This is a genomic window from Bremerella sp. JC817 (assembly GCF_040718835.1).
Lineage (GTDB): Bacteria > Planctomycetota > Planctomycetia > Pirellulales > Pirellulaceae > Bremerella.
Genome location: NZ_JBFEFG010000281.1, coordinates 460,892 through 474,030 on the forward strand (window position 1 = coordinate 460,892; position 13,139 = coordinate 474,030).

Consider the following 13,139-nt stretch of genomic DNA (forward strand, 5'->3'; position numbering starts at 1 on the left):
ATAGCAGCCCGCTGACTGGCAAGGGTGACCTACTCCGCTCGTGGGAGAATCACGCCCAAAACTAGCTTTTTGAAGCGAATCTTGGCGGAGAAGATGCCGCAGAAGAACGTTTGAATGAACGAATGAGCTGGTAAAACTCGCGACAACATGTCTCTTCACTGCGGAGAAACGCAATCTTCATTCGTTGCAGCAGTCGAGAAACCGCGCAAGCCCGCGCGTGAGACGCTGTCACCTTGGAAGTCAGATCGGCCGAGAGAAATTGCCGACCTCTTTATTGCTTCTCTTTCAGCACGCCGCCGATGACATCGCGATCGAAGTAGTTGATGCTCATGCCAGCATCGACAGCGATGTTCTGGGCCTGAATGCCGCTAGACCGTGGACTCAACAGAAAGACTGCCACGTCGGCGGCTTCTTGCGTGGTGAGTGCCGCCTTGCGAGGGATGACCTGTTCCGCAAACAGGTAGGCATCGACGTAGCCAGGAATCCCCGCCGAGGCCGACGTCTTTAACAAGCTTGGCCCGACCGCATTGAAGCGAACGCGCGAGAAGTTGCTGAAGCTCTTCGTCAGGAACGCTAGTGAAGAATCGAGCGCCGCTTTGATCGGCGCCATGAAACCGTAGTTCTCGCTGGCCATCCGGGTGGTCGAGATCGAAATCGTAACCACCGATGCGTCGGGATCGAACATGTCTTTCAACGCATTGGAAAGCTTCACCAGCGAGAAGCAAGAAATATCGACCGCTTGCAGAAACTGGGCCTTGGTCGTTTCGTGAAACGGCTTCATCCCTTCAGAGTAGTCGGCGAATGCAATCGAATGCACCAGGCCATGAATCGTTTGCCCGGTTGCCGTCAGTTCGTCACGCAGGCGATCGATCTGATCTTGATGTTCGACATCGCAAACCAATACCTGGCGATCGGCCAGCAGCTTGGCGGTCGATTCCTTACGGGCTTCGCTGCGGACGACATAAATAACCGTCGCCCCAGCTTCTTCCAGGGTCTTGGCGATATGCCAGGCGACGCTCTTGCGATTGGCGACCCCAGTGACGACAACGTTCTTGCCCGCCAGCTTCAGAAAATCAGACACGTTTACGACTCTTCGATCTGGGCAACGGTGCATGCGAAATCGAACCGCATGGCCAGCTTGCCACCGACGGTTACCTTGCCGGTCATGAAGAAGGCGTCCGCCATCCGTTCATTCAACTTGACGATCATCTCGATGAGGTCACCGGGACGCACCATTTTCTTGAACTTCACGTCGTTCAGCCGCGTAGCAACGGGAACGCCACCACCTTCGGTCACAAATTTGGACAACAAGATCGCGCCTGCCTGCATGGTTGCTTCACACAGAATCACCCCGGGAACCAGCGGATAGTCCGGGTAATGGCCCTGAAAAAAATATTCGTCAGGCGTGAATGTCTTGCGACAGATGATTTGATCTTCGGTCTGCTCGACCACTTCGTCGACCAGCAGCATAGGACCGCGATGCGGAATCGCGTCTTCGATGATAACCTTCGTCATGGATGCTAATTCCGTTAGTTGGTGCTGTCGGCGAGTTGCGAATTGGTGGACGCCTTCATGACGTACGAATCGACATCGTTCGCCACAATCACCCCGTAGTTAATAGCCCCCAGCCAGCCCGACATGATGATGCCAACGCTTCCGGCATGGTACAGACCTGGGATCTGTTCCGGCAGGGCCCGACTGACCGCCAGGCCTTCGAACTTCGTTCCGAAGCTGGAGCCAAGCTGATGCTTGGTGTATCGCTGGAAGGTCTTCGGCGTCGAGACTTCGACATGGTCGACACGTTCACGCACGTTGGGCACGTACTTCTCGAGCGCGTCGAGCGTCGTTTCTGCCAGGTCGTCTTTACTGACCTTGTACTCTTCTTCGGACAGATTCGCCCAATCTTCCCAGCGTGCATTCGTGCTGGAAACGACCAGCGAACGAGGCCGACCATCGGGACGGGTCCGCGGGTAATAGAACGAATAGGTACGGCTGGTGATGTCTCGGCTGAGCAGCAAATCGGTACGGAACGCAGGGGCCGTGCTGCTGAAGAGCAGGTCGCCTGTTTCTTCCGGAATCTGTTCGTCCGGCTTCATGGCGATGTAGACCTGCGTGCTGGAATTGTTGAGCCGCACTTCCTTGGCGTCTTCGATGAACTTTTTATCGAAGTGTTCTTCGCCGATCAGGTTGAAGATCGTCAGCTTTAGGTTCGAGTTCGACACGATCGCTTTGCAGCGAATCTCTTTGCCGTTAACCGTGACGCTTTTTACCTTACCGTTTTCCAAGTTGATTTTCTGCACGTCGGCGTTGATACGGACATCGACGCCTGACTTCTTCAGGTCTTCGTGCATCAACGTGATCAGGCGGTCGGTTCCCCCTTCAAACGTGAACACACCTTTGCTCATGAAATTTGAGAACACGATGCCATAGCTGATCGCCGGATCTTCCAGCGTCGAACCGTTGGCGTAAGTGATCGGCTCCATCAACAGTCGGACCACGTCTTCGCGACCTGGGAAGAACTTCTCGAACAGTTCCTTCGTGGTCGTGCCCTGATCGTCGTAGAAGTTCATTCCACGAGCCGTATCGAAGAATGCCTTGACGGTTTCTTCCGGAACGTTGAACTGCGAGATCAGCAGCTTGCTGAAGTCTTCGCGGTTGAAGGTCGTCGACAGCGAGAACATTGGGTTGTCGAAGCGAATGTTCTTCAACTGAACGATCGAATCGGCGATCTCGCGCGTCCAATAACGACGACAGCTTTTGATCATGCCAATCGGGAAACCATGCAGCGAGATGTCGAAGATGTGACCGCCTGGGCGTTTGAACCAGGTCGCCATGCCACCCAGCTTGTAGTGTTGTTCGCATAGCAGCACTTTGCGTCCCTGGCGAGCAAGCGTGTTGGCAGAGGTCAAACCTGCCAGGCCGCTGCCGATCACTACAACGTCGTATTCGTCCAGAGTGTCTTTAAGAAAGTCTTTCGCCATGATTTACCTGTTTTCCAAACGCTTCCTATCTCGTCGCCGCTTGGGCAGGGTTGCCCACGAACGAGGAGGCCCGTGAAACCGAGATCGGCGACTTTACGCGCCGAATCGCGAGTCGCTGCGTTAGCCTGCTTCCCGCAAGCAATAACGATTGGCCACCGACACTCCGCTCATGATCGAGCCAATGATGCCGACGTAACCTTGATCGGTTCCACAAATATAAAGGTTCTCGAGGTGCGTGGTGCCATCGAGATGTTTTTCTGGGGCACCATAAACGGCCCCGTTTTTGTGCCAAGTGTATCGATGAATCGTTTTCGGCGTGAACATATCCACCGCCACGACATGCCGCCGGAATTCTGGAATGAATCGGACGACGCTGTCGCTGATCAGATCGTACCAACGATTCTTTTCAAAGCGGTACCGTTCTTCCGGCATCGTGGCCCAACGTTCGTAGTTCGCCAGGGCGGTCACGCGAAGGTAACCTTCGTCGAGATTCGCTCCGTCCTGATAGTCGAAGTTATTGGGGGAACAGATCACGCCGGTGCGGACGTCGCATAGATCGTCTTCCGGCTTTTCCCAGTGGAACGTGTTCGAGTCGTTGAAGAAGACGATCGTCGAATCGTATCCAACTTCAACCGGTTGCTTCTTAATGACCGAGATCGTTTCGACGAAGCTCAACCGACCGGGCTCGCTCGGTGGTGGCTGGATACCTTCCTCGCACATCCGCATCGTTTCCCACCAACCGGCGGACGAAACCACTTTGCGGCCGAGTAGCTCAGTCCCGTCGTCCAGCTTCACGCCGACGCAGTTGCCATCTTCGATCTTCAGGGCAGAAACGCCCGTGCGAAGTTTCAGTTCGCCGCCGAGTTCGCGGAACTTTTTCACCAGGTTCTTCAGCAGCAGCCGTACACCTTTCAGCGGTCGGGCGAACCCTTCCATGTAGATGCTGCGGAACATAATGCAAAACTGTCCCCAGTCCATGTCCCGTTCGCGAGCATTGCCGTACCACATCAGCGGGCAAAGCAGCATCTCGACCAACAGCGGATCGGTGATGATCTCGGAGAGTCGCGTGCGAGCCGAGCCGGCGTAATTTTCCGCGGTGATATCGTCGTAGTCGATGATCTGGCCGCGGAGCCGGTCAAAGTTGTCGGCTTGCTTCGGAAAGCGTTGGGCGATTTCGCTGCGTAGAAGTTCGATGTCGTTGTCAAACTTCAGCTCGACGCCGGGAAACATCACCTTCGAGCCCAGTTGAGGGCAAAGAGCGAATTCGTCCCATTTGAAGCGAAGTTGGCGCAGAAGACGCCCGAGCGGCCCCTTCTTCTCGCCTTTCTGCGTGAAGTTGGTCACCGCGTGCAAACCGACATCGAAATCGCGGCCTGCCATGCGATAGAACGAGTTCAAACCACCGATGGTGTTATGTCGTTCCAGAATGCAGACGTTCTGACCGAAATAGGCCAGGCGAATGCCTGCCGCGAGCCCGGACATGCCTGCGCCGATAATGATCGTATCGTACATCGTGACGATGGAGCTCCGACGCTCGTAGGTTATGAGGAGTGGATCGAAGCGGAACGCAACGCACCGTAATTGGCTTCCATCGTCATGCCAAGGCGCGAAACGCGTTGCGTTTCACACCCTACGGATTTGCGTGGGACCTGCCTCTTGCGAGTTACAGGTCTTTCATCTTCGGCTCGAGATAGCTGACCGTGCTGGCCATCGAAGCGAGCTCTGGATATTCTTCTTCCGGAATCTGCACTCGGTGACGCTTGCGGAGTTCCATGACGATGTCTAGGAAGTCCATGCTGTCGAGTTCGAGCTGGTCGCGGAAGGGCTTGTCATCATCGATATCCGTGATGTCGTCATCCGGAGCGATGTCCCGCAAAATGTCCAAAATTTCTTCCCGGATTTCCGCTGGCGTCATCCCGATCTGGCTCCTTCAAGCGTCTATTACAGCTTTTTGATGATTACTACAGAGTTGATTCCCAGCATCCCGAACGAGTTGTTCAGAATGGTCTGGACTTTGCCAAGTTCTCGCGGCTGATTCAAAACCAACCCGTCGATGGCACACGCTGGATCGAGGTCGTCCACGTTAATCGTGGCGTGACAAACTCCATCCTGAAAGGCTGGCAGGTTTCCGGAAAGCTCAAGAGCCCCGGCGGCACCCATCGCGTGCCCAATGAAACTTTTTGTGTTGTTGATGAACGTGGTTTCGCTTTTGCCGAACACTTCGCGAATCGCCGTACACTCCTGCTGGTCGCCCAGGGTCGTGCCGGTAGCATGCGTGCTGACAATGTCGATGTCGGTGGCATTCAACCCGGCACGCTTCAAGGCCAGGTTCATGCATTGGACTTGTCGTTCAGGGTTCGGCAGCACGAAGTCGGTTGCGTCGGTGTTCATGGCATAGCCTGCCAATTCGCCGTAAATCTTCGCACCGCGTTTTTTCGCATCCGATAACCGCTCGAGCGTATAAATACAGCCACCTTCCGAAACGACGATGCCGTTTCGTTGGGTATCGAACGGACGCGAGGCCTTCGTCGGATCGCTATGCACGGCCAGAGCCCCCTGGCTCTTGAAACCGGCGAAGATCCCAAAGGTGTGGACGCTTTCTGAAACACCCCCAGCCAAAGCCAGATCGCATTCGCCCAAGCGAAGCATCTGAGCTCCTTGAATCAGGCCGGCATTCCCGGCGGCACAAGCAGCACCGATGGTGTAGTGCGGCCCCACAATGCCCATCGTCAGGCAGATTTCGCCGGCGGGATTGTTGGCCACGGTTCGTGGATTGTGGTGGTGCGACCAGAACGAGGTGTCGTAATCGTAACCCTTCAGGTTATAGACTTCGTTCTCGGTCTCGACATTGCCATGCTCGGTCACGCCTACGTAGACGCCGACCATGCTCTTATCAATGTTTTCCCATTCCAAGCCGCTGTCGGCGATCGCTTCGCCAGCACAGTAAATACCAATGCTGCCAGCACGGGTACCACGACGGATGTCACGCTTCTTCTGGTAGCGGGTCGCTTCGTAATCGCAGATACCAGCGAGGGTTTCGCCGATGTAACGGATCTCGTAGTCGGACACACCGCTTTTGCCACTGAGCAACGCCTCTCGATACTCAGCGTACGAATTGCCATTCGGAGCGGTCAGACCGACGCCCGTGATGACGATGCGCTGTGAATCGGGTAGTTGTTCGGCAGTGGCAACCATTTGCCCATCCTCGGCAATTTAACGGAAACCGTTCAAGCTACCGATTCCCAGGAACCTTGACAAGTCACCTGCGAGAAGCCAACTCGTCCGCCAGGCGACGCATTCCCTCTTCGGTCGAGACTTTGGGAGAGTATCCCAAGTCGTGTCGTGCCGCGGAGATATCGAAATAATGATGCGTTGCAAGCTGCCGCGCGAGGAACCGAGTCATGCGTGGTTCCTCGTTCATGCGTCCCACCATTTTGTAGGCGGTTTCCATCATAGCACCGGCATAATAGGCAACGTTTGCCGAAACACTTTTTCGGATCGGGGGGAGCCCGTCTAACGCCAGGATGTCGTTAATCCAATCCCAAAGTCGAACCGGAGCACCTTGAGTAACAAAGTAAGCCTTGCCACCAACCTTCTCTGGCGATTCGAGAAGTGCCCCGGCTGCTTGGATATGAGCCGAGGCAGCGTTTTCGACATAAACCATGTCGACGAGATTCTTGCCATCGCCCACAACCCGCAGTTTACCCGTTTTCGCACGGGCGATTAATCGCGGAATCAAGTGCTGGTCACGAGGTCCCCAGATGAGGTGTGGCCGCAAGGCACATGTGAGTAGCGTGCCAGGCTGATTTGCCGCCAGAACGGCCTGTTCCGCGATTGCCTTGGAATGCGGATAGTGGGCGAGCCATGTTTCGGGATAGGGAGCCTTTTCGTCGACTCCCTTTTGATCGGTCCCGTCGAAGGTCACGCTGGGGCTGCTGCAGTAGACCAGTCGCTCGACCTTCCAGGCCTTGCAGGCGGCGATGATATTGTCGGTGCCTTCGACATTGATGCCGTAGTAATCAGACCAACGGCCCCAGATGCCTGCGATCGCCGCCACGTGATAAACCACGTCGCAGCCCTTCACTCCCTTTTCGACGGCCGATGCGTCGCGCAGGTCTCCCTGGATGCATTCAACGCCGAGGCTCTCGAGATCAGGATAGCGTTGCCGCCCCAAGACACGGACCGATTCGCCATGCTGCAGTAGCTGCTCGACGAGATATCGGCCGAGGAAACCACCTCCGCCAGTGACTAGGACGCTCAAATCAGATTCCCCTGATACCGTCTTGGTTTAGAGGCCTTGAATCATTGACTTGGGAATCTGGAATCGGTACGAGCCACTCAGGCCGACCGCTTCGCCTGGCAGATCGAGGTACAGATTCTGAACCTTGTTCGGATCGAAGTCCTCAGGCACGTCGAAGACGATGCAATCGGTTCCCTCGTCCAGCGGATCGAACGTCTTGCTCGGTGTCCACCATTTCAGATCCTTCAAGTCGTCAAACTTGAGGGGATAGTACACGTTCTTATCGTCGTCCGAAAGCTGTGCCGTTCGGATGGCCCCACCCTTGGTGGTAAATTCGTTGCCATACCAGCTCTTGAAATCGAAGGTCTTGTTCGAGCGATTGGCCGTTTCCAGATAGATATTCACGAACGGACGGGACGAGGTTACGAGTTCGCCTTGCTCGTCACGCCCGCGGACTTCTCCCCAGTCGACGTGATTGACTTTGACTTTGAAGCCTTCCATGGTGGCCGAGTTCTTCGCTGGGATCCATTTGATGTGGATCTCCCCCTTTTCGGCGGCTTCCATCACGTCTTGAATTTGATTGCCGCTGTTGGCGACGCCGTCTGCTTCGTACGGTGTCTCGTTGACGACTTCATCGCCACCGGTACTGATCACACCGACCGAGACCAGCACGACAAACAGGACCACCGCCAGAAAGATCGGCAGCACAAACATGTACCCGATCTTCACAATCAAGTCCCAAGGAATTTCCTTGGTGGCCCCTTCTTCTCCTTCAGCTCCCTCTTCCTCGGTTGGCTGCTGATTCGGGTCAGCGGCCTTCTTTTTGGATGGCTTCACGCCTGGTGCCTTCGGCGTGATTACCGGCGGTCCGACTTGAGGTGCTGCCTGAGGGACGACGAACACCCCCTGACAAGTAGGGCATTTGACCTGAGTTCCAGCCGGACTGTTAACACTGAGCACGGTCGAACAATGAGGGCACTTAAGATGCATCGCAGGGAATTGCCTTGAAGGTGAGACGATGAGGGCAAACGTCAGTTTACCGGGGCAGGACCGAGTCGAGCCGATCTTCGGCCCATAGCGTTAGTTTTTCCCGGAAAATCTTCGAGTTATGACGAACGTCGACCGGAAAATTCGGGTGCAGCAGGAAATGCTCTATTCGCTGCGTCAGCCGGTTTTTATTGCCGATCTCTCGCAGTTCGTCCAGCAGAGTGTCAATCTCTTCCGGCGTATCGGGGTACATCCCAGGCCACGGCTGCACGATCACCACCGGGACCTGTTGGCCCGGTTCGCCAATCCCCACCAACGCACTCCGAAAGATCTTTTCGTGCGTGTTGAAGATCGCTTCGACCGGGATCGTATACATCGGGCCTTCTGCCGTTTGCAGACGGTGCGATTTACGACCACAGAACCAGAATCGGTCTTGCTCGTCGAGATAGCCGACGTCTCCCATGCGATGCCAGACCGCGTCGCCGTCGTAGATCTTCGAGCGACGCGTTGCCTCTTCACTGGTTGCATAGCGCCGCGTGATCACCGGTCCATGCACGATCAGTTCGCCAATTTCACCACGCGGCAGCGGCTGAACCTGATCGACCGATTCGATTGCCTCGTCCGTGATGGCGATCACCTGCCAGTCGATGCTGCGGAAGCGTGTGCCGACACAAGTCCCGCCCCCTTCGCTCGATTTCGCCGAGGTTTCTTCCAACACCTCAGTCGCGGAAATCGAAGCCACCGGCAACGCTTCGGTCGCACCGTATGGCGTGTACATCTCGGCATTGGGTGCCGCTTTTTTCATCCGCTTTAACACGTGCGGTGGCACCGGAGCCCCTGCTGACAGAACCCGCTTCAGCGAAGGCATCCATAAACCTTCGCGTTCGCAGAACTGCCCCACCGAGTTCCAGACCGCCGGCGAAGCGAACGACTGCGTGGCGTTCCAGTCGTCGACCGCTTCCAAGATATTGCGAGGGTCGACGGTTGCTGGCCGGCTGAAATCCATTTCCGGAATGACCGAGGTGACTCCCATCGCGCTGTTAAACAAGCCAAACAGCGGGAAGCCTTGCACATCGACATCGCCGGGCTGGATGTCGTAACGTTCTTGGATGAATTGCACCTGGCGGCGGAAGCCTTCGTGACGGAACTCGACACCTTTCGGCGGACCGGTACTTCCGGAGGTGAAGATAATCGCGGCTTGATCGTCCGCTTCCGCAGCGAACGGTTTAAAGTCGCCCACATCGGTCTGTCGAAGTTCTTCAACCGTCGGACCGCCCCAAAACCAGCGACGTCCGGCGGTGACATTCCACTTGGAATCACGATAGCGTCGACCACACAGCTTGCGGATCGCATGCACGATCGGAATCGCGACGAAGCCTTGCGGTTTGACTTGATCGAGACAGGAAAGCACATTCTTCTTGCCCATGCCAGGGTCGATCAGAATGCTGACGGCGCCAACCTTATACAAGGCGAAGACCAGAGAGACGAAGTCGATCCCTGGCCGGACCATCAAGGCCATTCGCGTCCCTGGCACAACTCCCATCTTCGCCAGGCCGGCCGCAATAACAGTGCTGTCTTTTGCCAAATTTGCAAACGTGATCGTGTCGTATCTTCGCTTGCCCGAAGCGTCTCGTTTCCCGGCGACAGCAATGGCGATACCATCAGGCTGTTGCGTGGCAACTTCATCCAGAAGTAGTCCCACGTTGAAGATCGTGTCAGCCGCGTTGGCTTCGAGCATTTAGATTCTTCCTACGACAAAGCGAATAAGCTCGGCAGCGATGTCGACGTCGCATGCCGCCGACAAGCCTTTCCATCCTGGAACAGCGTTGGCTTCGAGTAAATACCAGCCCCCTTCCCCATCCGGCAGGAAGTCGAGGCCCGCGATCACCAATCCCAATGCTTCGACCGCACGGCGTGCCTGGTCGGCGATCTCGGGCGGGATCGGCTCTGGCGTGGCGGTCGCGCCGTGACTGAGATTCGTCCGCCAATCGCTCTCGCTCGATCGTCGCATGCCCCACATCTGATTTTCGAGCACCAAGACTCGCAGATCATAGCCGGGATGGGAGATGAATTTCTGTAGATAGATGACCTGCCCCAATTGCTGGAGCGTTTTGAAGACGCGATGCGCGAGATCCGAACTTTCGACCCGCATGATCCCCCGTCCTTCGCCGCCGAAGATTGGCTTGACCACGACCGAAGGGCCCAGCATCTCGTACGACTGCATCGCTTCCTGCCAGGTCTGACAGACGTGCGTCTCGGGCACCCGGAAGCCTGCCTCGGCGAGGATCGACAGCGTGAGATACTTGTCGATCGCCATTTCCATCGAGCGTGGCGGATTGACCACCAGCACGCCCTGACGCTGCAGGGCCGCCAAGGCATCCATCCGGAAGACCACTTGTTCCAGCGAACCAGGCGGCATCGTCCGTACGATCACCGCCTCGAACCCGCCCGAGATCTTCACGCCGGCATCAATGCACTCCGATCCGCCGATCTGGCTGCGGAGTGCTCCGAAATCGAGTCGTTCGACTTCGGCCAAACCGGTCGCCGCTCGCTGCAAATCACGGAAGTACCAGCTATCTTCGTTCGCTAACACGCCAATGCGTGGCAGTCGGGAAATCGAACTCACGGCGAGACTTCCTGGCCAAACGATCGTGCCAGCACGGCTTCATCATGTTGTCCGAAGATCGTCGCTTTACCATCAACCAGGCTGACCAGGCACACCTCGGCAGGGCTGAACAGCAACGGATCGATCTGATAGAAATCGAACTTCGCGTCACGCAAGATCTGCTCGAACGGCTTGCCATGCATTGCAGACGAACTACTAGGAAGCTGCTCGCCGAAGGACCGCAGGTTCTCCGATGTTTCATGAACCCAGAGGGTGACCGTCCCCCCATACAGGATCGCGTCATTCGTTCGCCCTATTCCCACGACGTCGTCCGCAGCGACCGGTGGCAGCGGGGCTGAGCCGTAGCCGCTGGCGATCTTCGAGAGATCGAACTTCAGCTCGTGCAGCTTATGCAGACATGTCTCGACACTCCGGGCAACCACCTGGACATGACCCGCCAGGCTGGCCGTGCGAGCCGCCAGCAAGACCAGGTTCCGGGGATCAATCTGGCAATCGGCGGCGATTTTGCGACAAACTTCATCGCCGGGAAGCTGCGACGTCTCCAGCACACCGACGGCAACCGGGTAGTCGTCCACCAGGTTCATCGCTTGAATTACTGGCTCTTTGGCCGCTTTGATTCGCATTGGGCCGGAACCCATTCCAAAGAAGTCGCCCGCTTTGATCTGCCAGCCAGCATATTGCGAAGCAATGCAAGCAAGTTCTGGCCGATCGGTGGCGACGTTCACCTGCAGTCGCGTGCCAGGTCCGGTGGTGGGTGTGAAGTCGACTTTTCCCAGCCCTGCCAGGCAGATCTCGGCCAGCAGACGGCCAGCTTCCAAGCCGCCGAGTCTGGACGAAACGCCCAGATCAAGGACCTTCGCCCCGCAATCAACCTGAATCAGTTGAGCCCCAACTTCGGCGGGGGCATCGATGATCGGCTGCACCAGGGCATGGGCCCGTTGGTTCAATTCCAAGATGGTCTCCTCTGCGTGCGAATGCGTCGTTCGTCCGGTGATTTCCCATCTTCCACCTCTTTCCTGTCTGCTGCAACGAGGCGTCTGGGGGATGGGGGGAGCGCTATTGACGCTTTTTGCCGGGTTCTCCTATACTCAGGCGCTTGTTTGTAAGCAATTCCTATGAAACGCTTTAGTGGCAGTCTTTCCCCTATCGCGTTTCCCGTGGCAACCACTCAAATAGCGTTGAATCTGCGATGAAGTCGGAACGTCGGCACGAAATTCAAGAGAATTCCCTGGCCCACTTTCTCGAAGGAATATTCGAGTCGGCCAAGCCTCACGCCAACATGATTGGTGGCGTGATCCTCGCTCTTCTGCTTGGCTATCTGGCCTACATCATCCTGAATCAGGAAAGCAGCACGGTCGAAGACGCCGAGTGGAGTGCCGTTTACACGACTCTCGACCAGTCGTTCCGCGTGGGTGAAGATGACGTCAAGCGTCAGGAGATCGCCCAGGAATTCGCGACCATTTCGACCGATTACGGCGATACTCGTCCTGCTTTGTGGGCCGAGTACTTCTACGGTCAGCAGAACCTGACCCAGGCCAGCGACGTCGCTTTCAGCGATCCGCAATCCGCCGCTGCCGACATCGAACGTGCCATCACTTCGTTCCAGAAGGTCTACGATTCGAGCGATCTGCCGGTCCTGAAAGTGAAAGCTTTGTGGGGTCTGGCCGATGCTTACGAACTGCAAGCCACCAAAGAATCGCTGGGCAAAGCCAAGTCTTCGTACGAAGAAATCATGGTGATTTGGCCCGATACCAACACCTCGCGTGCCGCTGAAGAACGCATCGAACGCCTCGACAACGCCGGCATCGACAGCTTCTACGCCTGGTATCGCGATCAAGACTTCGCTGCTCACGCCGCGGAAATCGAACGCGAAAATCGTGCTCCACTGCAAGGCACCGTTCCTGGTCTCGAACCAGATGGTCCTGGCGGCACCATGTTCGACAATCCAACGGGTACCACCCCAGGTGCTGCGAACCCACTGTTCACGCCAAGCATGGACTTGAACGCCCCTGGTGATGCTCAGCCGAAGCCATCCAGCTTCACCGAAAAGGAAGAAGCAGCCACCGCTGAAAAGCCAGCCGACGAAGCGAAGCCGGAAGGTGACAAGCCTGCCGAGCCCATGACCGAAGCTGCCGCGGAACCGGAAAAGAAGGCCGAAGAAGCCGCCAAGCCAGAAGCCGAACCGATGAAGGAAGCTGCGGCGACCGAAGAGAAACCGGCTGAAGAAGTAAAGGCGGAAGAGCCTGCCAAGGAAGAACCAGCGAAGGAAGAAGCTGCCAGCGACGAGTCGAACTAGGCTCTCAGG

12 protein-coding genes and 1 pseudogene are annotated in these 13,139 nt (G+C 56.5%); 1 reads left to right on the plus strand and 12 read right to left on the minus strand.

Annotated elements, in window-relative coordinates:
- Window positions 1-271: 271 nt before the first annotated feature.
- From AB1L30_RS24895 to mch, 12 genes and pseudogenes are all read right to left on the minus strand, one after another.
- A complete protein-coding gene (locus tag AB1L30_RS24895) occupies window positions 272-1,081 on the minus strand; it encodes an SDR family oxidoreductase (RefSeq protein ID WP_367017044.1) in 810 nt (269 codons plus the stop codon).
- A gap of 2 nt (window positions 1,082-1,083) precedes the next feature.
- Window positions 1,084-1,515 carry a 3-hydroxyacyl-ACP dehydratase FabZ family protein gene (locus AB1L30_RS24900; RefSeq protein ID WP_367017046.1) on the minus strand — a complete coding sequence of 144 codons (432 nt, stop codon included), beginning with the start codon at window positions 1,513-1,515 and terminating at the stop codon, window positions 1,084-1,086.
- A gap of 14 nt (window positions 1,516-1,529) precedes the next feature.
- On the minus strand, window positions 1,530-2,981 hold the full coding sequence (locus AB1L30_RS24905; RefSeq protein ID WP_367017047.1) for an NAD(P)/FAD-dependent oxidoreductase: 1,452 nt from the start codon (window positions 2,979-2,981) through the stop codon (window positions 1,530-1,532).
- Between the two features lie 120 nt (window positions 2,982-3,101).
- The gene (locus AB1L30_RS24910) at window positions 3,102-4,493 is read right to left on the minus strand and encodes an NAD(P)/FAD-dependent oxidoreductase (RefSeq protein ID WP_367017049.1); all 1,392 of its coding nucleotides are present in this window, start codon (window positions 4,491-4,493) and stop codon (window positions 3,102-3,104) included.
- 151 nt (window positions 4,494-4,644) lie between these two features.
- Complete coding sequence (locus tag AB1L30_RS24915; protein WP_345093777.1) at window positions 4,645-4,896, minus strand: acyl carrier protein; 252 nt, start codon at window positions 4,894-4,896, stop codon at window positions 4,645-4,647.
- Window positions 4,897-4,922: 26 nt separating this feature from the next.
- Complete coding sequence (locus tag AB1L30_RS24920; protein ID WP_367017051.1) at window positions 4,923-6,176, minus strand: beta-ketoacyl-[acyl-carrier-protein] synthase family protein; 1,254 nt, start codon at window positions 6,174-6,176, stop codon at window positions 4,923-4,925.
- 64 nt (window positions 6,177-6,240) lie between these two features.
- Window positions 6,241-7,242 carry an NAD-dependent epimerase/dehydratase family protein gene (locus AB1L30_RS24925; protein ID WP_367017053.1) on the minus strand — a complete coding sequence of 334 codons (1,002 nt, stop codon included), beginning with the start codon at window positions 7,240-7,242 and terminating at the stop codon, window positions 6,241-6,243.
- Window positions 7,243-7,269: 27 nt separating this feature from the next.
- Window positions 7,270-8,058 carry a hypothetical protein gene (locus tag AB1L30_RS24930; protein ID WP_367017906.1) on the minus strand — a complete coding sequence of 263 codons (789 nt, stop codon included), beginning with the start codon at window positions 8,056-8,058 and terminating at the stop codon, window positions 7,270-7,272.
- A 66-nt stretch (window positions 8,059-8,124) separates the two neighbouring features.
- A pseudogene (locus AB1L30_RS24935) lies at window positions 8,125-8,211 on the minus strand (MJ0042-type zinc finger domain-containing protein); the annotation flags it as partial.
- A 46-nt stretch (window positions 8,212-8,257) separates the two neighbouring features.
- Window positions 8,258-9,946, minus strand: coding sequence for a fatty acid CoA ligase family protein (locus AB1L30_RS24940; RefSeq protein WP_367017055.1), 1,689 nt, complete (start codon window positions 9,944-9,946; stop codon window positions 8,258-8,260).
- Complete coding sequence (locus tag AB1L30_RS24945; protein WP_367017057.1) at window positions 9,947-10,834, minus strand: RimK family alpha-L-glutamate ligase; 888 nt, start codon at window positions 10,832-10,834, stop codon at window positions 9,947-9,949. It abuts the gene before it with no gap.
- The gene (gene mch, locus AB1L30_RS24950) at window positions 10,831-11,787 is read right to left on the minus strand and encodes a methenyltetrahydromethanopterin cyclohydrolase (RefSeq protein WP_367017059.1); all 957 of its coding nucleotides are present in this window, start codon (window positions 11,785-11,787) and stop codon (window positions 10,831-10,833) included. The genes AB1L30_RS24945 and mch overlap by 4 nt, the downstream gene beginning before the upstream one ends.
- Window positions 11,788-12,023: 236 nt before the next feature.
- On the opposite strand from mch, the gene AB1L30_RS24955 reads away from it, so the two are divergent.
- Window positions 12,024-13,130, plus strand: coding sequence for a hypothetical protein (locus AB1L30_RS24955; RefSeq protein WP_367017061.1), 1,107 nt, complete (start codon window positions 12,024-12,026; stop codon window positions 13,128-13,130).
- The last annotated feature ends 9 nt before the right edge of the window (window positions 13,131-13,139 follow it).